The 19,330-nt window shown below is 61.0% G+C and carries 18 protein-coding genes and 1 pseudogene; 9 read left to right on the top strand and 10 right to left on the bottom strand.

Going from position 1 to position 19,330, the window contains the following annotated elements:
* The first annotated feature begins 31 nt into the window (after positions 1–31).
* The 4 genes from ACXAC3_RS08685 to ACXAC3_RS08670 all read left to right on the top strand — a co-directional run bounded on the left by ACXAC3_RS08685 (position 32) and on the right by ACXAC3_RS08670 (position 5,158).
* On the top strand, positions 32–1,804 hold the full coding sequence (locus ACXAC3_RS08685) for an SLC13 family permease (protein WP_475158809.1): 1,773 nt from the start codon (positions 32–34) through the stop codon (positions 1,802–1,804).
* A 16-nt stretch (positions 1,805–1,820) separates the two neighbouring features.
* The gene (locus ACXAC3_RS08680) at positions 1,821–2,555 is read left to right on the top strand and encodes a glutamine amidotransferase (RefSeq protein ID WP_475158807.1); all 735 of its coding nucleotides are present in this window, start codon (positions 1,821–1,823) and stop codon (positions 2,553–2,555) included.
* 72 nt (positions 2,556–2,627) lie between these two features.
* Complete coding sequence (locus ACXAC3_RS08675) at positions 2,628–3,485, top strand: bile acid:sodium symporter family protein (protein WP_475158804.1); 858 nt, start codon at positions 2,628–2,630, stop codon at positions 3,483–3,485.
* An 11-nt stretch (positions 3,486–3,496) separates the two neighbouring features.
* Complete coding sequence (locus tag ACXAC3_RS08670) at positions 3,497–5,158, top strand: FAD-binding dehydrogenase (protein ID WP_475158801.1); 1,662 nt, start codon at positions 3,497–3,499, stop codon at positions 5,156–5,158.
* 10 nt (positions 5,159–5,168) lie between these two features.
* On the opposite strand, the gene ACXAC3_RS08665 is transcribed toward ACXAC3_RS08670, so the two are convergent.
* The 3 genes from ACXAC3_RS08665 to ACXAC3_RS08655 all read right to left on the bottom strand — a co-directional run bounded on the left by ACXAC3_RS08665 (position 5,169) and on the right by ACXAC3_RS08655 (position 8,692).
* Positions 5,169–5,909, bottom strand: coding sequence for a YbaY family lipoprotein (locus tag ACXAC3_RS08665; RefSeq protein ID WP_475158798.1), 741 nt, complete (start codon positions 5,907–5,909; stop codon positions 5,169–5,171).
* A gap of 98 nt (positions 5,910–6,007) precedes the next feature.
* A complete protein-coding gene (locus ACXAC3_RS08660; protein ID WP_475158794.1) occupies positions 6,008–7,786 on the bottom strand; it encodes an SLC13 family permease in 1,779 nt (592 codons plus the stop codon).
* Between the two features lie 93 nt (positions 7,787–7,879).
* Positions 7,880–8,692, bottom strand: a complete 813-nt coding sequence (locus ACXAC3_RS08655) for a TIGR00282 family metallophosphoesterase (protein ID WP_475158791.1) — start codon at positions 8,690–8,692, stop codon at positions 7,880–7,882.
* An 89-nt stretch (positions 8,693–8,781) separates the two neighbouring features.
* Here ACXAC3_RS08655 and ACXAC3_RS08650 point away from each other — a divergent pair, with 89 nt between their 5' ends.
* A complete protein-coding gene (locus ACXAC3_RS08650) occupies positions 8,782–9,015 on the top strand; it encodes a putative hemolysin (protein WP_475158787.1) in 234 nt (77 codons plus the stop codon).
* A 5-nt stretch (positions 9,016–9,020) separates the two neighbouring features.
* On the opposite strand, the gene ACXAC3_RS08645 is transcribed toward ACXAC3_RS08650, so the two are convergent.
* Positions 9,021–9,584, bottom strand: coding sequence for a 5-formyltetrahydrofolate cyclo-ligase (locus ACXAC3_RS08645; RefSeq protein ID WP_475158784.1), 564 nt, complete (start codon positions 9,582–9,584; stop codon positions 9,021–9,023).
* The gene (mgtE, locus tag ACXAC3_RS08640) at positions 9,581–10,975 is read right to left on the bottom strand and encodes a magnesium transporter (protein WP_475158782.1); all 1,395 of its coding nucleotides are present in this window, start codon (positions 10,973–10,975) and stop codon (positions 9,581–9,583) included. Before mgtE ends, ACXAC3_RS08645 begins: the two co-directional genes overlap by 4 nt.
* 139 nt (positions 10,976–11,114) lie before the next feature.
* Here mgtE and guaD point away from each other — a divergent pair, with 139 nt between their 5' ends.
* A complete protein-coding gene (gene guaD / locus ACXAC3_RS08635) occupies positions 11,115–12,404 on the top strand; it encodes a guanine deaminase (protein ID WP_475163390.1) in 1,290 nt (429 codons plus the stop codon).
* Here guaD and ACXAC3_RS08630 read toward each other — a convergent pair.
* From ACXAC3_RS08630 to ACXAC3_RS08620, 3 genes and pseudogenes are all read right to left on the bottom strand, one after another.
* Positions 12,401–13,735: pseudogene (locus ACXAC3_RS08630) on the bottom strand (8-oxoguanine deaminase). The gene guaD and the pseudogene ACXAC3_RS08630 sit on opposite strands and share 4 nt — an antisense overlap.
* A 114-nt stretch (positions 13,736–13,849) precedes the next feature.
* A complete protein-coding gene (gene hisN / locus ACXAC3_RS08625) occupies positions 13,850–14,641 on the bottom strand; it encodes a histidinol-phosphatase (protein ID WP_475158780.1) in 792 nt (263 codons plus the stop codon).
* A 45-nt stretch (positions 14,642–14,686) separates the two neighbouring features.
* The gene (locus ACXAC3_RS08620) at positions 14,687–15,058 is read right to left on the bottom strand and encodes a helix-turn-helix domain-containing protein (RefSeq protein WP_239337245.1); all 372 of its coding nucleotides are present in this window, start codon (positions 15,056–15,058) and stop codon (positions 14,687–14,689) included.
* A 336-nt stretch (positions 15,059–15,394) separates the two neighbouring features.
* On the opposite strand from ACXAC3_RS08620, the gene ACXAC3_RS08615 reads away from it, so the two are divergent.
* The gene (locus ACXAC3_RS08615; protein ID WP_475158776.1) at positions 15,395–16,351 is read left to right on the top strand and encodes an NADPH:quinone oxidoreductase family protein; all 957 of its coding nucleotides are present in this window, start codon (positions 15,395–15,397) and stop codon (positions 16,349–16,351) included.
* Positions 16,352–16,357: 6 nt separating this feature from the next.
* Here the strand turns inward: ACXAC3_RS08615 and ACXAC3_RS08610 are convergent, their stop codons facing one another.
* Positions 16,358–17,239, bottom strand: a complete 882-nt coding sequence (locus ACXAC3_RS08610) for a LysR family transcriptional regulator (protein ID WP_475158773.1) — start codon at positions 17,237–17,239, stop codon at positions 16,358–16,360.
* Between the two features lie 127 nt (positions 17,240–17,366).
* On the opposite strand from ACXAC3_RS08610, the gene ACXAC3_RS08605 reads away from it, so the two are divergent.
* A complete protein-coding gene (locus ACXAC3_RS08605; RefSeq protein WP_475158770.1) occupies positions 17,367–17,576 on the top strand; it encodes a DUF1127 domain-containing protein in 210 nt (69 codons plus the stop codon).
* A 183-nt stretch (positions 17,577–17,759) separates the two neighbouring features.
* Positions 17,760–18,536, top strand: coding sequence for a Bax inhibitor-1/YccA family protein (locus ACXAC3_RS08600; protein WP_475158768.1), 777 nt, complete (start codon positions 17,760–17,762; stop codon positions 18,534–18,536).
* Positions 18,537–18,712: 176 nt separating this feature from the next.
* On the opposite strand, the gene ACXAC3_RS08595 is transcribed toward ACXAC3_RS08600, so the two are convergent.
* On the bottom strand, positions 18,713–19,219 hold the full coding sequence (locus ACXAC3_RS08595) for a hypothetical protein (protein ID WP_475158765.1): 507 nt from the start codon (positions 19,217–19,219) through the stop codon (positions 18,713–18,715).
* Positions 19,220–19,330 lie beyond the last annotated feature (111 nt).

The following is a 19,330-nucleotide window of genomic DNA, read 5'->3' as shown; positions in this document are numbered from 1 at the left end:
CGACAGCCCCCCTTGCGGGTATGGTGGCGGCATGACGACAGATCAGATTATTCTTTTTGCCCTTTTCGCCACCGTATTCGGGATGCTGCTGTGGGGCCGGTTTCGATATGATCTAGTGGCTTTTTCCGCCTTGCTGATCGGGGTCGTGCTGGGCGTTGTACCGGTGGACGACGCCTTTGCCGGGTTCGGGCACCCCGCAACCATAATCGTGGCACTGGTGCTTGTGGTCTCGGCCGGGCTGGTCCGATCGGGTGCCGTTTTCCTGATCACCCGAACGCTGGTCGATGCCTCACGGGGGCTTGGCGCGCATATCGCGCTGATGGGCGGGATCGGAGCGGTTTTGTCGGCTTTCATGAACAACGTGGCCGCGCTGGCGCTGCTGATGCCGGTCGATATCCAGACGGCGCGCAAGGCCGGGCGGTCGGTGGGCCTGACCCTGATGCCGCTGAGCTTTGCCACCATTCTCGGCGGTATGGCGACGCTGATCGGGACGCCGCCCAACATCATCATCGCCTCAATCCGGGCCGAGACACTGGGCGAACCCTTTCGCATGTTCGATTTCGCCCCGGTCGGCGGGCTGGCGGCGATTGCGGGGCTGGCCTTTGTGTCGCTGATCGGATGGCGGCTTATCCCGAACCGGGGCCCGCAGGAGGAAACGTCTGAGGTATTGGCCGAGTATATCGCCGAACTGACCATCCCGCCGGAGTCGGCCCATATCGGCAAACGCGTCAGCGAGCTTTACGAGGCGGCCGAGAAATCCGACGTTGCGATTATCGGACTGATCCGCGATGGCAAGCGGCGCTACGGGCGCTCGGCCCACGCCACGTTGCACGACGGCGACGCACTGGTTCTGGAAGCCCGTCCCGAGGCGCTGGATGAGTTTCGCGCGGCGCTGAACCTCGATTTCTCGGACACCCGGCGCCAGGAACTGCTGACCGCCGAAGGCGACGGGCTTGAGGTGATCGAAGTCGTCGCGCCCGAAAGCTCGCGCATCACCGGGCGCACAGCGCAGGGCCTGGGGCTGGCCTGGCGGCAGAGCACCGTATTGATGGGCATCTCGCGGCAGGGTCGCCGCATCACCGAGCAGGTGCGCAAGACGCAGGTTGAGGCGGGTGATATCCTGTTGTTGCTGTGTCCCCGCGACCGCAGTGCGGATGTGACCGAATGGCTGGGCTGCCTGCCGCTGGCGGCGCGCGGGCTGAATGTCACCGCCAACGAAAAGGCATGGCTGGCCATCGGCCTGTTCGCCGCCGCCGTGCTTGCAGCAAGCGTCGGGCTGATCTACCTGCCGATCGCGCTGGGGTTGGTGGTGGTGGGCTATGTGCTGACCAAGATCATGCCGATTGCCGATATCTACAATCACATCGAATGGCCGGTGGTCGTGCTGCTGGGATCAATGATCCCCTTGGGCAGCGCTCTGGAAACCTCCGGTGGTACCGAACTGATCGCCAATGCGCTGGTGCAGCTGACCGACGGCCTGCCTGCATGGGCGATTCTGACGGTGTTGATGGTGGTCACGATGACTCTGTCCGACGTGCTGAACAACACTGCCACCGCAATCGTCGCTGCGCCCGTAGGCATCCAGATGGCCCGCACACTGGAGGTGTCGCCCGATCCGTTCCTGATGACGGTTGCAGTGGCGGCTTCGGCCGCATTCCTCACGCCCATCGGACACAAGAACAACACTTTGGTTCTGGGCCCCGGAGGGTATCGGTTTGGCGACTATTGGCGAATGGGGCTGCCGCTGGAAATCCTCATCGTTGCGGTTTCCGTTCCCGCCATCCTTGTCTTCTGGCCGCTTTGACGGGTAAGGGCAGTGTATGAAGCGATTTCTGATCCTGCAGCTCCGCCCGGAACCCGACGCCTCGGACGCCGAATATGCGTCGATTCTGGATAAGGCCGGCCTGACCCCTGATCAAACCCACCGCATTCGTCTGGATTGCGAAGACCTGCCCGCAGGGCTGGACGTGACAGACTATGCCGGAGTGATCGTCGGCGGTGGCCCCGGTTGTGTCAGCGACGACCCGGCGAAGAAATCGGCGACGGATGCGCGTATTGAAGAGGCCATAATGGGTCTGATGCCCCAGATCACCGCGCAGGATCATCCGTTCATGGGCTGCTGCTATGGGCTGGGCATTCTGGCTGCGCATCTGGGTGGTGAGGTCAGCAAGGACCGCTTCGGCGAGCCTGTCGGCCCCTCGACCTGCCATCTGACTGACGAAGGCGCGCGTGACGCGCTGACCGCCGGATTGGACAAGACCTTTGATGCCTTTGTGGGTCACAAAGAGGCCGTTCAGGCCCTGCCGGAGGGCTGCGTGAACCTGCTGGCATCGGACCCCTGCCCCTTTCAGATGATCCGCTGGGGTCAGAACGTCTATGCCACCCAGTTTCACCCCGAAGCCGACGCGCGGGACTTTGAACAGCGCATCAACATATACAAGGATCACGGGTATTTTCCGCCCGAGGACGCGCAGCGCCTGATCGAAGTTTGCCATGCCGCCGATGTCACCCAGCCCGGCGAAATCCTGCGCCGTTTCGCCCGTCGCTACGGGTGACCCAACGGCGCGGTTGCCTGCGCCTTCGCCCCTCGCATAGGCTGGCCCGAACGGCTTTGGGAGGAGTTGTTCTTGGATCTGCTAATAAATGTCGGCCTGCCCCTGTCGCTGGCCATTATCATGCTGTCTCTGGGTGTCGGACTACAGGTGGCCGATTTCCGCCGTGTCCTGAACCGGCGGTACCCGTTCGCCATCGGCGCGCTGAGCCAGGTTGTGCTGCTGCCTGTCGCGGCGTTCATCACCGTAAAGCTGTTTGCATTGCCGCCTGAAATCGCCGTGGGCTTTATGCTGCTCAGCTTTTGCCCCGGCGGCGTCACCAGCAATATTCTGTCGAAACTGGCCAAAGCCGATGTCGCCCTGTCGGTCAGCCTGACCGCGGTGATCAGCCTGTTGTCCATTCTGACGGTTCCCATTCTGGCCGCCTGGTCGATCAATCATTTCATGGGTGAAGACGCGCCCGAGGTTTCGATCACCGGGCTGGCCGTTGCCATGTTCCTGATCACGACCCTGCCTGTCGCCATCGGAGTCAGCCTGCGCCATTTTGCGCCCGCTCTGGCCGAACGGATCGACGCGCCCTTGTCGAGGATTGCGGTTGTCCTCTTCGTCCTGATCGTCATAGCCGCTTTGGCCGGGAACTGGCAGTTGTTCGTCGATAATCTTGGCGTCATGGGGGCCGGGCTGATCTCATTGAATATTGCTCTGCTGCTGATCGGGCTTGGGCTGGCGCGTGCCGCGAAACTGTCGTGGAATGAGAGTAAGACAATCTCAATCGAAACCGGTATCCAGAACTCGACGCTGGGGATTACTCTGGCGGCGCTGATCACGGGAACGGACAGCGGTTTCAGCCCGCTTGCCTTGCCGTCCGCCGTCTACGGGATCACGATGTATGCCGTGGCCCTGCCGTTTATCGCGTGGATGCGCAGCCGCTGAAAGGACATGTCATGACCAACAACACTGCTGACGCCATTGTCGTGGGCGCCGGGCTGGCCGGGCTGGCCGCCGCCGCGGAACTGGGTGATCGCGGCAAGAAGGTGATCGTTCTGGATCAGGAACCCGAGCACTTTCTGGGCGGGCAGGCATTCTGGAGCCTTGGCGGATTGTTCATGGTCGATACGCCGGAACAACGGCGAATGGGCATCAAGGACTGCCGCGACCTGGCCCTGCGCGACTGGATGGGCAGCGCGCAGTTCGACCGCGCCGAAGACGCCTGGCCGCGCAAATGGGCCGAGGCCTATGTGGAATTTGCCGCCGGCGAGATGCGCCCCTGGCTGTACGAGATGGGCCTGCGCTGGTTTCCCATCGTCGGCTGGGCCGAACGTGGCGGGTCTTATGCCGATGGTCACGGAAACTCGGTGCCGCGGTTCCATATCACCTGGGGCACCGGTCCGGGCGTTCTGAAACACTTTGTCCGCCGGGTGCGCGAACATGTCGATGCCGGTCTGATCGAATTGAAATTCCGCCATCAGGTCAGCCACATCATCATGCATAACGGCACCGCCAAGGGCGTTTCGGGCGAAGTTCTGGCCGATGACACCGCCGCTCACGGCGCCAAGACAAACCGTGATGAGGTCGGCGAGTTCGAGGTCTATGCCCCCTCGGTCATCGTCACCTCGGGCGGGATCGGCGGCAACTTTGAAATGGTCCGCAAGAACTGGCCACGCGACCGGCTGGGCGAGCCGCCAAAGGACATGGTGGCCGGTGTGCCCTTCCACGTTGACGGTCGGATGATCCCGATCAGCGAAAAGGCGGGGGGCCATGTGATCAACGGCGACCGGATGTGGCACTACACAGAAGGCGTGCGCAACTGGAACCCGATCTGGCCGTCGCACGGTATCCGCATCCTGCCCGGCCCAAGTTCTATGTGGTTCGACGCGCGCGGCAACCGGATGAAACCGCCCTGCCTACCGGGGTTCGACACGCTGGGCACGTTGAAGGAAATCCTGAAAACCGGGTATGAATACAGCTGGTTTGTGCTGACTCAGAAGGTCATCAAGAAGGAATTTGCCCTGTCCGGCTCGGAACAGAACCCGGATATGACCGACGGCGGTTGGCGCGAAGTGCTGTTCCAGCGCGTCCTGACCGGATCAAAGGCGACCGCCCCGGTCGAGGCGTTCAAGGAACACGGAGAAGACTTCATCGTCGCAAATACCCTGACCGAACTGGTCAGCGGCATGAACCAACTGGGCGGCGGTCTGATTGACGAGGCGCATCTGCGTGCGCAGATCGAGGCGCGGGATAGCCAGGTCGACAACCCCTTTACCAAGGACGCGCAGATGGCCGCCATTCTGGCGGCGCGCAACTATCGCGGCGACAAGCTGATCCGAACGGCGAAGCCGCATAAGTTCCTTGATCCGGCCAACGGCCCGCTGATTGCGGTTATGTTGCACGTGCTGACCCGCAAGACGCTGGGCGGGCTACAGACCAATCTGGACAGTCAGATGATCGGAGCGGATGGCGAGGTTGTTCCCGGCCTGTTCGCCGCAGGTGAAGTCGCCGGTTTCGGCGGTGGCGGCTATCACGGCTATAACGCGCTCGAAGGCTCGTTCCTGGGGGGCTGTATCTTTTCGGGTCGCAATGCCGGGCGGTCAAGGGCCGTCGCGTGACGGCCCAGCACTACTGGGTGCGAGCCAGCTTGATAACAGGCTCCCCCGCTGCGTCCAAAAACGCCAATGCATCACCTTCCATCGCGAAGGTTGTGACATGCTGCAGCGCATCAAAAAACTGCCGCTCGACCTCTTCAAGGGCTGGGGGGCAGGCCATCAGCGTTGCGGCCATGTTGTCGGGAAATACGATATTCGCACCGGAGATCTCGGCCTGACCATTGAACCGGTTGCAGCCACCGCTGCCGGAAAAGGCCCCTCCCGAAGCAAAGGAAATCTCGGGGCGGCGCTCTGTGTCAATCGGCGCACCGTTCAGGACAGCGGCGGTCCACCGCGTGTTCTCAAGCATGATGTCTCCCTGAACCTGCACCAGCATGAGGTCTGCGGAATTCCCCGCACCATCGGTCAGAACCGGATAGGCCGTATCCGTGGTAAACAGCAGCTTTTGCCCCTGATTGATGGTGGCACGCACGACATATTGATGGCCGTTCTGGATCAATGCGTCGTCAAAGGTCAGCTCAAACTGCGCGGGCACGCCATCCATCGCATAGCGTTTCGAGGCAAGCGCCACAGACGGAGCGTCAGCCAGAGACACGTCCTGAAGCTCAACATAAAGCGTCGCGTCCGGCGGTACCGCGATCCGTTCGCGATAGGTGGCGGTTCCCGTCACCGTGCCGGCATGGCTTTGGGTGCCCAGAAGGGTCAGCACAATTGCGCTGGCGACGATAATCTGACCGAGCTTTGGAAATGGCATGGTAAGATCCTTTCACTTCCGCTTTGGTGAAAAGATCGTGTCAGGATCGGCATTTACAAGAGCCGCTGCCTCAGATCAGCGATTCCACGCCTGTGGTGCTACAGCGGCCAGATAAACGGTATCAGCAATGAGGCCAGCAATCCCACAGTCAGGTTCAGCGGAATACCGACCTTCATGAAATCGACAAACCTGTACCCGCCCGGGCCGTAGACCATCATATTGGTCTGATACCCGATCGGCGTCGCGAACGAGGCTGACGCCGCCACCATCACCGCCACCACCAGAGGGCGCGGATCGATCCCGACCGCCTGCGCCAGCCCGATGGCAATGGGTGTCACCACCACGGCCACGGCGTTGTTTGACACCAGCTCGGTCAGCACCGAGGTCAGCAGGTAGACCGCCCAGATGATCAGGAAGGGCGGCAGTTTTCCAAGGCCGGGCGCTATGGCCTCGACAATCAGGGAAACGGCACCGGACTTATCCAGCGCCGCACCGATGGCCAGCATCGAAAAGATCAGGGCCAGCAAACGGCCTTCGACAAAGGAAAACGCCTCATCCGCGTCAATGCAGCGGGTGATCAGAACCACCGCGACCGCCAGCACCGACAGCAACAGGATCGGCGCGACCCCAAGGGCGGCCAGCGCGACGATCCCAATCAGGGACCCAATGGCAATCGGGGCGTGGCTGCGCCGGAAAGCCCTTGCCGACGGCTGGGTGACGTCGACCATGTCCATATCGGCCGCCAGTTTCTGGATGTCGGCGGGCGCGCCCTCCAACAGCAGCGTGTCGCCGACCCGAACCACCAGGTCGTCCAGTTGACGCCCGATATTCTGGTTCCGGCGATGCACGGCCAGCACATAGACCCCGTACCGGCGGCGCAGGCGCATCGTGCCCAGGGTACGCCCCACCATGCGGCAACCAGGGGTAATCAGAACCTCTACGGTTTTGGTCTCAACCGCCGAGACCTGATCCACCCGTTTCAGTTCCCTATTGCGCTGCAGGCTGAGCAGTTCGGTCATCTCGGTCCGCAGAACCACCCGATCGCCCAGCTTGAGCGTGACGCCCTTCAGGTTGCGCCGCAGCAATTCATCACCCCGGATCACGTCGATCAGGCGCACGCCGGGCCGCTTGAACAGCTGAACACCGACGACTTCGCGCCCGATCAGGTTGCTTTCGGGCGGAATAACGGCCTCGGTGAAAAACTTCATCTTGGACCGGTCGCTCAGCAACGAGGCCATGCTGTCCCGTTCGGGCAGCACGCGCGGCGCAATGAAGCGCAGATAGACCATGCCGTAAATCACCAATGCGATGCCCAGAGGCGTGACCTCGAAAATCGTAAAGGCGGTCATGCCCTGAGACCGGGCGACACCGTCCACCAGCAGGTTGGTCGACGTGCCGATCAGGGTCAGTGTGCCGCCCAGAATGGCCGCATAGCTGAGCGGGATCAGCAGCTTTGAGGCCGGAACGTTCAGCGTGCGCGCGATTTGAACGAATACCGGGATCATGACGACAACCACGGGGGTGTTCGACACCACGGCCGAGGCGACAACGACAAATGCCATCAGCAACCCGATGGCGATGCGGGGGTTCACCTGCGCCTGTTTCTGCGCAGTCGATGTGAAGGCGTCCAGCGCACCGGTCCGCACAAGGGCACCCATGATGATGAACATTGCCGCGATCGTCCACGGCGCCGGGTTGGACAGGACCGCCAGCGCGCTTTGATAAGGCAGAATGCCCGTCACCAGCATCAGGGCGACGCCGCCGATGGCGACAACCTCGGTCGGATAGACCTCGCGCAGGAACATGACGAACATGCCCGCGACGATCATCAGCGCCAGTATTGCGCTGCCCGTTTCTGTCAGCTGAAGGAATTGCATTCTTGGTATTCTGTCCGAACCCTGGCCTGGCAAACGCGCCCGACAGGCAGTTTCCTGCATTGCACGCGGCAGAGCAAGCCTGACATCGCTTTCTTACAGCCCCGCCTGCTGCAGACGCCCGCCAATGCGTATCATTTGCACAGATTTCGCCTGCCCGCTTCGGTCGTCGGTCTCAACGAACACTCCGCTCAGCGTTGCCTCGCCATTGGCCGGGGTAAAACGGGCCTTGGGCATGCCGGTGATGAATCGGCGCATCGGCTCGACCTTGTCCATGCCAATGACCGAGTCGTAGTCGCCGCACATACCCGCATCGGTCAGGTAAGCCGTGCCGCCGGGCAGGATTTGCGCGTCCGCAGTCGGTACATGGGTATGCGTGCCGACAACAAGGCTGGCACGGTTGTTGCAATAGTGGCCCATCGCCATCTTCTCGGATGTCGCCTCGCAATGCATGTCCACGATGATCGCCTGCGCCTGCCCGCCGCGTGGGTGCGACTTCAGGATCGGTTCGATGGCCGAAAACGGATCGTCAAAGGGCCGCTTCATGAACACCTGCCCCAACACCTGAACCACCAGCACCTTGCGCCCGCCCGGCGCGGTATACAGCCGATGCCCGCGCCCCGGTGCGCCTTTGGCAAAGTTCATCGGGCGCACAATGCGCGGCTCATTCTCGATGAATTGCAGCATGTCCTTCTGGTCGAACGCGTGATCACCCAGTGTCAGGCAATCCGCACCGGCATCCAGCAAGAGCTTTGCGTGATCACCGGTCAGCCCCATCCCGTTCGAGGCGTTTTCACCGTTGACCACCACGAAATCCAGCCGCCATTCCTCGCGCAGACGCGGCAGATGCTGCTGAACCGCCGTGCGTCCTGCACGGCCCATGACGTCACCCAGAAAAAGTATCCTCATCCGACCTGTCCTAAGTGTGGTATCGGGCAAGCACAAGCGGTTAAACTGTCTGTATAATCCTCGAAAGCCCATTCAACAGGAGATTTTTTGTGCCCCGTACCGCTCTGACGGTCATCGGCATGGTCGCGTTGACGGCCTGCGATCAGCCCACTTCCACTGCCACAACCGCACAACTGGCAAATCCGGCGGCGGCGTTTTGCGTCGAAAGCGGTGCGCGCTATAAAATCCGCGATGGGGACAACGGGCAGTACGGGGTCTGCATATTGGCAGATGGCCGGGAAATGGACGCCTGGGAGTATTTCCGTGAAAACAACCCGGCCTGACGCGGTCAGGCAGAGAACGTCAGCACACGGCTTTCAGTGATCACCATATCCAGCGGCTGATCGGTGGGTTCCAGCGGCAGACCGTCTGCCTCCTGCGCGTCAAAGGCGAACCCGATGGCGAGCGTCGGGCGTTTCGCGCGCAAGCCCTCCAGCGTTCGGTCATAAAACCCGCCGCCATAGCCCAGCCGCCCACCCTGCACATCGAACGCAACCAGCGGAACGATCAGAATTTCAGGATCAAAATAGTCGTCGGCCTCGGGCACTTTCGCGCCGAACGGCCCGTCTTTCAACGCGCCTTCGGGTGTCCAGCGCGAAAACTTCAGCGCCTGCCCCGCCGCCTGAATGACCGGAACACCGACCGGACCATAGGCCGACGCCTCGGCCATGGCGGGCAGCGGATCAATCTCGGTCCGGATCGGCATATAGCCTGACAACGGCACGCCCCGGTGGCCGGCCAGAACCTCGGACAACCGGCCGGCTGCGCCCGGCAGTCGCGCGTCAAATGCCGCCTTTCGGCGCGCAAAGGCCACCTTGCGCGCGGCGGCCTTGATTTCGGTCAGATCGGTCACAAAAGCACCACGCTTGCAAGCCCAAGGAACAGGAAGAACCCCATGACGTCCGTCGTCGTCGTCACAAAGGTGCCGGACGCAAGCGCCGGGTCGGCGCCCAGACGGTCCAGCACCACAGGTACTACCGTACCGACAAAGCCTGCTATGATCATGTTCACGACCAGGGCTGCCCCAATCACGACACCCAGCAACGCGGATTCGAACCACAGCATGCCAACCGTGCCCAGAACGATGGCAAAGCACAGACCGTTCAGCAGCCCGACCAGCAATTCCCGCCGGATCACCCGCAAGACGTTCGCGCCGGTCAGGTCACGGGTAGCAAGCGCCCGCACCGCCACTGTCAGCGACTGTGTTCCGGCATTGCCCCCCATCGACGCCACGATCGGCATCAGAATGGCCAGAGCAACCAACTGATCGATTGCCGCCTCGAACTGTGAAATCACCAGCGAGGCACAGATTGCGGTGCACAGGTTCACCGCCAGCCACGGCAGCCGCCGCCGACTGGTCGCGGCCACACTGTCCGACAGCGAACTTTCGTCGCTGACCCCCGCAAGGCGCAGCATGTCCTCTTCGTATTCCTCGTCCAGAACAACCATTGCGTCGTCAATGGTGATCACGCCGACCAGCCGTCCGTCGGCATCCACCACGGGGGCCGAAATCAGGTGATACTGATTGAAGGCATAGGCGACATCCTCTTCGTCCTGATCGACGGGGATGGTGTGAAACTCTTCCTCTGCGATTTCATGCAATGCCACTTCGCGGCGGGTCGCCATAAGCTTGCCCAGCGTGACCTGCGCGACCGGCTTCAGGCGCGGATCGACCAGAACGACGTGATAAAACTGTTCAGGCAGATCGTCATTGGAACGCATGAAGTCGATGGCCTGACCCACCGTCCAGTGCTCGGGCGCCATGACCACTTCGCGCTGCATAAGACGGCCCGCGGAGTTTTCGGGATAGGACAGAGCCTGTTCCGCCGCGATCCGTTCGGAATCTTCCAGCGCGTCAAGAATCGCCTCTTGCTGGGGTTCCTCAAGATCCTCAAGCAGGTCGACGACATCGTCGCTTTCCATATCACGCACGGCGTCGGCCAGAACGTCCGGGCGCAGAACGGCGATAACCTCTTCGCGGACGGATTCGTCAAGTTCCGACAGGATGTCGCCGTCGAATTCCTTGTCATACAGACGGATCAGGCGTGTCCGGTCATACGGGTTGATCTGTTCCAGAAGGTCGGCGATGTCGGCCGGGTGCAGCGGCTCCATCAACTCGATCAGCTTGTCGCGGTCTTCCACATCGACCGCATACAGGATGGCCGCCAGGGTGCGGCGGTCCAGCGCATAGACATCTTCGTCGCTGGCGGGTTCGGTTACGGGTTCATCAAAGCCTGTCGTCATGTCTGCCCCCGTTTCCTTGGTCATTGACCCCTAATTAGAAGAAGCAGCTACCGGAAAACAATGACAATGCGCCGATTTACCGACAAGTTTCGCCCGCCTATGCTGTTTCGCAGTCCCATACAGGCGGAGATGAATGAAAATGGCGCAAAAAACGCTACTGAAAGGGCGCGTCCTGAGCTTCACCCGGTCGCCCTTTGACGGCGAACCAACAGACGCGGTGCGCATCAGCGAGGCCGTTCTGATCGAAGACGGCCGAATCTCTGCCGTGGCGGATGCCGGCAGCCTGACCACCGCGCACCCGGACGCAACCGTTGTGGACCACGGGCAACACGTGATCATGGCCGGTTTTGTGGACGCGCATGTGCACTATCCCCAGACCGCTATGATCGCCAGCTGGGGAAAGCGCCTGATCGACTGGCTGAACACCTATACCTTTCCCGAAGAAATGAAGTTCGGCGAGGTGGAATATGCCACCGAAATCGCCAACCGGTATCTTGACCTGACAGCCGCGCATGGCACCACGACCATGTGCAGTTTCTGCACCATCCATCCCGAAAGCGTCGACGCGTTCTTCACGGCAGCGCAGCAGCGCAATCAGCGCGTGGTCGCGGGCAAAACCTGTATGGATCGCAACGCGCCCGAGGGGCTGCGGGACACACCTCAGACGGCCTATGATCAATCTGCGGCGCTGCTGGAAAAATGGCACGGCATTGACCGTTTGTCCTATGCCATCACGCCGCGCTTTTCACCCACATCCACCCCCGAACAGCTTGAAGCGATGGGCGCGTTGTGGGCGGAACACCCACATTGCCTGATGCAGACGCATCTCAGCGAGCAGACCGACGAAATCGCGTGGGTGCGCGAGCTGTTCCCGGAAGCGCGCGATTATCTGGACACTTATGAAAAATTCGGGCTGCTGAGCTCTCATGGCGTATACGGTCACGTCATCCATCTGGAATCGCGCGAACGAGACCGTCTGCGCGAAGTTGACGCTTCGCTGATCCACTGCCCGACCTCGAACACGTTCATAGGCTCGGGCCTGTTCGACATGTCCGGGCTGATGCGTGACGGGCATCGCGTCGGTCTGGCCACGGATACCGGCGGCGGGTCCAGTTTTTCGATGCTGCGCACCATGGCGGCGGCCTATGAAATCGGACAGCTGCGCGGTTCGCCCCTGCACGCGGCACAGCTGTTGTGGCTGGGCACAGTCGGTTCGGCGCGTACGTTGCGGATGGACGACCGGATCGGGAATGTCGCACCGGGGATGGAGGCCGACCTGATCGTACTGGATCTGGCCTCGACCGCCGCCATCGCTCAACGTGAAGCCTGCGCTGAGGATCTGTGGGAAGCCATCTTCCCCACTATCATGATGGGCGACGACCGGGCGATCGCCGAGGTCTGGATCGCCGGTCAGCGCGTCAACCTCTAAATCTGCAAGGCCCGGGCCAGCCGGTTTTGCCGTTCGATCACGCGGGGCATGTCCAGTGTGGTAACCTGCCCGTCGCGCACGATCTGGCGGCCTTCGACAAACAGATGTTTGACCTTCATCGGCCCCGCCAACAACAAGGCGGCGGGGTCCCAACTACCTGCGCTTTCGATACCACGCGTATCCCAGACGGCTATGTCCGCACGTTTGCCGGGTGCAAGACGGCCGCAATCGGGTCAATTCAGCACATCCGCGCCGCCTCGCGTCGCAATTTCAAGCGCTTCGCGCGACGACATGGCGTCCGCACCGTTCGCGACCCGCTGCAACAGCATGGCCTGACGCGCTTCGAGGATCAGGCTGCCATTGTCGTTGCTGGCAGAGCCGTCCGCACCCAACCCGACCGGCACACCCCGGTCCCGCATGGCCCGGACCGGCGCGATGCCCGAACCCAGACGGCAGTTGGAACAGGGGCAATGCGCGACACCGGTGCGGGTTCTGGCGAAAAGGTCGATCTCGGCCCCGTCCAGCTTTACGCAATGGGCGTGCCAGACGTCCGATCCGGTCCAGCCCAGCTCCTCCGCATACTGACCGGGGCGGCACCCGAACTGCGCTTGCGAATAGGCGATATCCTCTTCGTTTTCAGCCAGATGCGTGTGCAGCATGACCCCCTTTTCACGCGCCAGAACCGCCGTGTCGCGCATTAGCTCGCGGCTGACCGAGAATGGCGAACAGGGCGCAAGACCCACCCGGCACATCGCACCCTCGGACGGGTCGTGAAAGGCATCCACAACCCGCGCCATATCGGCGAGGATTGCGTCTTCGGCCTCGACCAGAGCATCCGGCGGCAACCCGCCCGCGCTTTCACCGATGCTCATCGCGCCGCGCGTCGGGTGAAACCGCAGGCCGATCTCGGTGGCCGCGGCAATCGTGTCATCCAGCCGTGCGCCGTTGGGGTACAGGTAGAGGTGGTCCGAGCTGAGCGTACAGCCCGACAAGGCCAGTTCCGCCAGTCCGATCTGGGCCGAGACATACATCTCTTCCGGGCCGAACCGGGACCAGATCGGGTAGAGCGTTTTCAACCAACCAAACAGCAACGCATCCTGACCGCCGGGCACGGCGCGGGTCAGGGTCTGGTAAAGATGATGATGGGTGTTCACCAGCCCAGGCGTCACAACGCATCCCGAAGCGTCGTGAACATCCCCGGCCGTGCGCAGATCGTGGCCGATCTGTTCTATCTGCCCGTCCCGGATCAGGATATCCGCACCCGACACTTCGCGGCGCGTGTCATCCATGGTCAGAATCGAATCTGCATTTTTGATTAGGAATTCGGTCATTTCGCCCTCCTGCAACAGCCCGTTTCATGCAAGGAGTGCGCAGGCTGGCGGAAAACGGACACAAGAACCAGCCGGAGTGAGATTATCCGACTGGCCGGCGCCGGGCAACAGGCTTCAGTATTTGAGCAGGATTTCCAGCGCCACAGCGTGCAGTTCGGCGTTTGCCGCCGCCAATGCCCGACCACCGTTATGGGCCGGTTTGCCCTGCCAATCCGTCACGATGCCGCCCGCGGCCTCGATCACCGCAATCGGCGCCTGAATGTCATAGGCGTTCAGGCCAGATTCGATCACCAGATCCACCTGCCCGGCCGCCAGCAACGCATAGGCATAGCAATCCATCCCATAGCGGGTCAGCCGGGCCTGCCGCGCCACGGCCTCGAAACCGGCGCGGTCCTCCGGTGTGCCAACCTCGGGGAAAGTGGTGAACAGGATCGCCTGATCCAGCGTTTGCGTCGGACGGGTCTTCAAGGGCATCGTGCCCGTCGGGCCTGTTGCCTGCGCAATTTCCGCGGACCCGATGAACCGTTCGCCGACATAGGGCTGGTCAATCACCCCCATTATCGGCCCGTCCTGCGTGCTGAGCGCAATCAGAACGCCCCAGGTAGGTGTTCCGCTAATGAACCCGCGTGTACCGTCAATAGGATCCAGAACCCAGGTGCGGCCGGTGCTGCCCTCAACCTGACCGAACTCTTCACCGAATACGCCGTCGTCCGGGCGGCGTCGGGCCAACACTTCCCGCATGGCCTGTTCGGCGTTCCGGTCGGCAACCGTAACCGGATCAAAGCCATCGGCCAGCTTGTTGTCTGTTTCAAGATTGGATTGTCTGAAAAACGGAAGAATGGCCGCGCGCGCCGCGTCAGCCATTTCTTCGGCTACTTCCAGATCACTGAGCGAGGTCTCTTGCATGCGCTACCCGTGCGGTCCGCGCGGTTCAGAGTCAACCCCGTTCGTTCAGGCGACGTCGCTCAGAACCCGGGCAAGTTCGAACAGGCGGCGGCGCTGGTTTTCGGGGATCGCATAGTAGGACCGAACCAGGTCCAGAGCTTCTTTGTCGCCCATCAGATCCGCCGGAACCGACTTCTTGCCGGTGCTTTCCTTTTCAGCCTCTTCCAGACCCTCAAAGAAAAAGCTGACTGGTACATCCAGTGCCTCGGCGATGTCCCACAACCGGGATGCGCTGATCCTGTTGGCCCCGGTTTCGTATTTCTGAATCTGCTGAAATTTAATACCAACTTGCTGCGCCAACTGCTGCTGCGTCATGCCAATCAGCCAGCGGCGATGCCGGACACGCTTACCCACATGGACATCGACGTGATGGGTCATTGGTATTCTCCTCTACTACACACACACAACTCACTCAGGTGCGCGACTTGCTTTGGAACGCAACGCTAGCGAGCCGCCCTTAACCACTTCCTAATTTGGAACATGCCCCCCAAATCAGCACCATGGATCACTATTGCGCCTTTTTGGCTTTTTTTCAAGAAGGTTGAATCTGTTTCGCTGAACTGAGGTTTATGGTTGTGTCGGGATGGTCTCGCACACGTCATTTCCGCCCCTAGGGATATCCCGACAAAGGCTCCGGCCTGCCTGTCCCGCAGGGTAAATGATTGACAATTCCGGGCCAGCGCGAATCTATGCCAAAAACACAGGAGCGCGACGATGCTGGCGTACAGAGTGCCAAGTCAGGGGGCCGCCGCCCGTCTTTGCAATATTGACGTTCCTCAACCTAAAGAGGGGCAGGTTCGCGTCGCAATCAAAGCGTGCGGACTAAACTTTGCCGACCTGCTGATGCAGAAGGGCACCTACCAGGACACACCGCCTGCACCGTTTACGCAAGGCATGGAAATCGCCGGCATCGTCGATGAAGCTGGTCCTGACGTTACGCATCTGAAACCGGGTGACCGGGTCGCGGTTTATTCCGGTCAGGGCGGATTGGCAGAATATGGTGTGTTCGACGCGAACCGGGCGATTCCCCTGCCTGATTCCATGAGTTTCGAGGACGCGGCCGCAATCCAGATCGCCTACGGAACCAGCCATATCGCGCTGGACCATCGGGCACGGCTGCAACCGGGTGAAACGCTGTTGGTCACGGGCGCGGCAGGGGGTGTCGGGCTGACCGCCGTCGAAATCGGCAAGCTGATGGGCGCCACGGTGATCGCGCAGGCGCGCGGCGCGGATAAGCTGAAGGTCGCCCGTGCGGCAGGCGCGGACCATCTGGTCGATGCCTCAGAAGACCTGCGGGCACGGGTCAAGGAGCTTGGCGGCGCAGATGTGGTCTATGATGCGATCGGAGGGGACGTGTTCAAGGCCGCGTTCCGCGCCACCAATCCCGAAGGGCGTCTGCTGCCGATCGGTTTCGCGGGCGGAGACGTTCCGCAAATCCCGGCCAACCACCTGTTGGTCAAAAACCTCACGGTGATCGGCTTCTATATCGGCGGTTACCTGAATTTCCGCCCTCAGATCGTTCGGAACAGCTTTGACACGCTGTTCCGCTGGCACACCGAAGGTCGGATCAAGCCGCATATCAGCCACGTGCTGCCCCTGAAAAACGCGGAAGACGGCCTGCAGCTGCTGCGGGATCGCAAGGCGACCGGCAAGGTCGTGATCACACCCTGACGGGGATCAGCCGACAACGGCCTTCAATGGCGCACTGCCGAGCATGCGGAAGTTCTGACGGACAAGTGCCGCCAGCGCCTCGACCACCGCACCCCGTCCGGCTTCGGCACCATACAGGTTGATCATATGCGCGGGCAGGTCCGGCAAGACGCCGCCAGTATCGATCTGGACCAGATGCGCCGCTTCGGTTCCGTCCAGCATGGCGTGGACGGCCAGATCAGCGCTCACCGTGGCTTCGATTGTGCGGTCATTTTCGGTTTCCACGGACAGTTCCCATGGGATGCCCGCCTCGTCCAACGCGGAAATCACCTGCGGCCGGAACAGGCAGCGACGACCCAGCGCCAAGGGAATCGGGCGTTTGCGCCAGGCTGATCCGCCGGGGGCGCCGATCCAGCGCAACGGCAGCTCGGCAACGGTCTCGGCCCCCTCGCCTCCGGTCGCCTCGGTCGTCAGGATCAGATCGCACTCACCGCGTTTGAACATATCCTTGAGTTGCAGCGAGTAGGACGAGACCAGCTGAACGCGCACGCGCGGGAAATCTGCGTTGAACCGTTGCAGAACCCGCGGGATTGCGGGGTAGACGATGTCATGCGGCACGCCAAGAACGACCTCGCCTTCGAACGCCTGATCCGTAAGTTTCGAGATCACTTCGTCATTCAGCGCAATCATCCGGCGCGCATATGCCAGCAACTGCTCTCCCGACGCGGTCAGCGCGATGGTCCGGCCGCTGCGATCCAGCAGTTCAAGGCCCAACAACTCTTCCAGCCGTTTCAACTGCATGGATACGGCAGATTGCGTCAGGTGCAGGAACCCTGCCGCGCGGGTTACGCCGCCGTGATCCGCCACCGCCACAAACGAACGCAGTGTCGTGATGTCCAAATTTCGCATCTTCACAATTCCTTATGCGTCACTTCATAAATATTCATTTTCAAAATGTGTCACACCACGCCATATAAATCAAGGAACTTGATGAGACAGTGACAAAGCATCGAAAATTCAGGAAAGGACAAAGATTATGACCCAAATTGCGATCACAGGACATTGCAAACCTCACCGCCGATTTTCGCTGACTTCGCTTTGGGATGTGCTGTCACTGCGGCGCCAGCGCTGTCACCTGGCACAGTTGGACGACCGCGCCCTTGATGACATCGGCATCACGCGCGAACAGGCCGAGGCCGAGGCAAACCGGCCAATCTGGGACGCCCCCCAATTCTGGCAAAAGTGAGTTCTGGATGCATCTATTTCCAAAGAATGGCGGCCCATATCAGCAGGCCGCCATTTTTGTTGACCGTTTTAACCAGTTTCCCGTGCTAAACCCTTGAAACGCGACCCGTAGTTGCCGATATTTGCGGGGAACGGGGCCTGATCTTCAGGCCGCGACAAGAATTACGTGAAGGGAGACCCTTTAATGGCACAATTCGACACGATCCGGACGGCGGCCGGCGCGCGCGCTGCCCAGATTGACGAGGGCCTGCGCGCCCATATGAACAAAGTCTACGGCACCATGTCCGTGGGCATGCTGATCACGTTTGCCGCAGCCTGGGCGATCTCGGGTCTGGCAACGACGGCTGACCCCTCGGCAGCGGCGGCTCAACTGAGCGCTGACAAGTATCTGACATCGTTTGGATACACGCTTTACGCATCGCCGCTGAAATGGGTGATCATGTTCGCTCCGCTGGCATTTGTTTTCGGCTTCAGCGCCGGGATCAACCGCCTGTCGGCAGCCGGCGCGCAACTGGTGTTCTACATCTTTGCGGCCGTCATGGGCCTGTCGATCAGCTCGATTTTCCTGATCTTCACCGGTCAGTCCATCATTCAGGTGTTTCTGATCACCGCGATCGCGTTTGCGGGGCTTTCCCTGTATGGCTACACCACCAAGAAGGACCTGTCCGCAATGGGCACGTTCCTGATCATGGGTGTGATCGGCCTGATCGTGGCGTCCATCGTGAACATCTTCATCGCATCCTCTGCAATGGCGTTTGCGATCTCGGTTATCGGCGTTCTGATCTTTGCGGGTTTGACCGCGTATGACACGCAGAACATCAAGAACACCTACCTGCAAATGGCGCATTCCGGCGATCAGGAGTGGCTGGGCAAAGCGGCCATCATGGGCGCGCTGAGCCTGTATCTGGACTTCATCAACATGTTCATGTTCCTGCTGCAACTGTTCGGCAACCGCGAATAACGCTGCATCGGCAACAAAATCCAAAGGGCGGGTTCTCAGCAACCCGCCCTTTTCTTTTGGCTGGTGGCCGCCCTTCAGATTTCAATATCCCGTCGCTGCAAATTCGTTTCGCTATCAGAACAAGCAAAAGCCCCGCCAAATGACGGGGCCTTCCAAATTGACTTTGCCAGCTTGTTTTAGCTGCAGTTCAGCGGCACGGCAAATCCCGAGCTGCGATCAGACGAGCCTTTGCGGAATACATCGCCCGCCGGTAGGCAGCCGGTAAATTGTTCTGCGTTACGGCCAAAGCTGGCCCCAATGGCGTTGTCCACCCGCGTGCTGTTGTTTGCCGTGCGCAACACACCGTAGAGGGTTCCGTTCACGCTGACGGTGCTCAGGAACAGGTTGGTGTCAGACCCGGTCAGAATGACCGAGTCGGTATCGCTGCGCCCGCCATTGTCGATTGCAACCCGCGCGATTTTCTCGGCCTCGACCTCGGTCGTCGTCACAGGAATGGCCGGCAGCACGGCCAGCTCGGCCGGGATATTGGTGGCTGGCGGTAGGAAGGCCGCGGCACCCGGCACGTCAGAGATGGTGCGCGGCTCGCCATCGATCCCAGTGAACCCGACACCCTGGCGGTTGAACGGATCTTCGCAGGCTGCAAGGGCCAGAATGGTCAGTGTGGATAACAAGATTTTTTTCATGACGGCCAACATTTTGGAACGGTTTGTTGAAGCGTAGGGGCAAGCCCTTGCAAAAAGCAACCCACCGTAGAATTGAATGGCCTGACCTCTGATGCGTCATTGCAACGGAGG

This window comes from Ruegeria sp. ABV4_181 (genome assembly GCF_056158465.1).
Note: the sequence above shows the minus strand (reverse complement) of the source record. Positions and strands in the feature narration are given on the sequence as shown.

Excerpts from the sequence above, each read along its gene's own strand:
- ACXAC3_RS08685 (WP_475158809.1), top strand. The coding sequence starts at position 32 with ATGACGACAGATCAGATTATTCTTTTTGCCCTTTTCGCCACCGTATTC.
- ACXAC3_RS08680 (WP_475158807.1), top strand. The coding sequence starts at position 1,821 with ATGAAGCGATTTCTGATCCTGCAGCTCCGCCCGGAACCCGACGCCTCG.
- ACXAC3_RS08670 (WP_475158801.1), top strand. The coding sequence starts at position 3,497 with ATGACCAACAACACTGCTGACGCCATTGTCGTGGGCGCCGGGCTGGCC.
- ACXAC3_RS08665 (WP_475158798.1), bottom strand. The coding sequence starts at position 5,909 with ATGCCATTTCCAAAGCTCGGTCAGATTATCGTCGCCAGCGCAATTGTG.
- ACXAC3_RS08660 (WP_475158794.1), bottom strand. The coding sequence starts at position 7,786 with ATGCAATTCCTTCAGCTGACAGAAACGGGCAGCGCAATACTGGCGCTG.
- ACXAC3_RS08655 (WP_475158791.1), bottom strand. The coding sequence starts at position 8,692 with ATGAGGATACTTTTTCTGGGTGACGTCATGGGCCGTGCAGGACGCACG.
- mgtE (WP_475158782.1), bottom strand. The coding sequence starts at position 10,975 with ATGACGACAGGCTTTGATGAACCCGTAACCGAACCCGCCAGCGACGAA.
- guaD (WP_475163390.1), top strand. The coding sequence starts at position 11,115 with ATGGCGCAAAAAACGCTACTGAAAGGGCGCGTCCTGAGCTTCACCCGG.
- hisN (WP_475158780.1), bottom strand. The coding sequence starts at position 14,641 with ATGCAAGAGACCTCGCTCAGTGATCTGGAAGTAGCCGAAGAAATGGCT.
- ACXAC3_RS08620 (WP_239337245.1), bottom strand. The coding sequence starts at position 15,058 with ATGACCCATCACGTCGATGTCCATGTGGGTAAGCGTGTCCGGCATCGC.
- ACXAC3_RS08615 (WP_475158776.1), top strand. The coding sequence starts at position 15,395 with ATGCTGGCGTACAGAGTGCCAAGTCAGGGGGCCGCCGCCCGTCTTTGC.
- ACXAC3_RS08610 (WP_475158773.1), bottom strand. The coding sequence starts at position 17,239 with ATGCGAAATTTGGACATCACGACACTGCGTTCGTTTGTGGCGGTGGCG.
- ACXAC3_RS08605 (WP_475158770.1), top strand. The coding sequence starts at position 17,367 with ATGACCCAAATTGCGATCACAGGACATTGCAAACCTCACCGCCGATTT.
- ACXAC3_RS08600 (WP_475158768.1), top strand. The coding sequence starts at position 17,760 with ATGGCACAATTCGACACGATCCGGACGGCGGCCGGCGCGCGCGCTGCC.
- ACXAC3_RS08595 (WP_475158765.1), bottom strand. The coding sequence starts at position 19,219 with ATGAAAAAAATCTTGTTATCCACACTGACCATTCTGGCCCTTGCAGCC.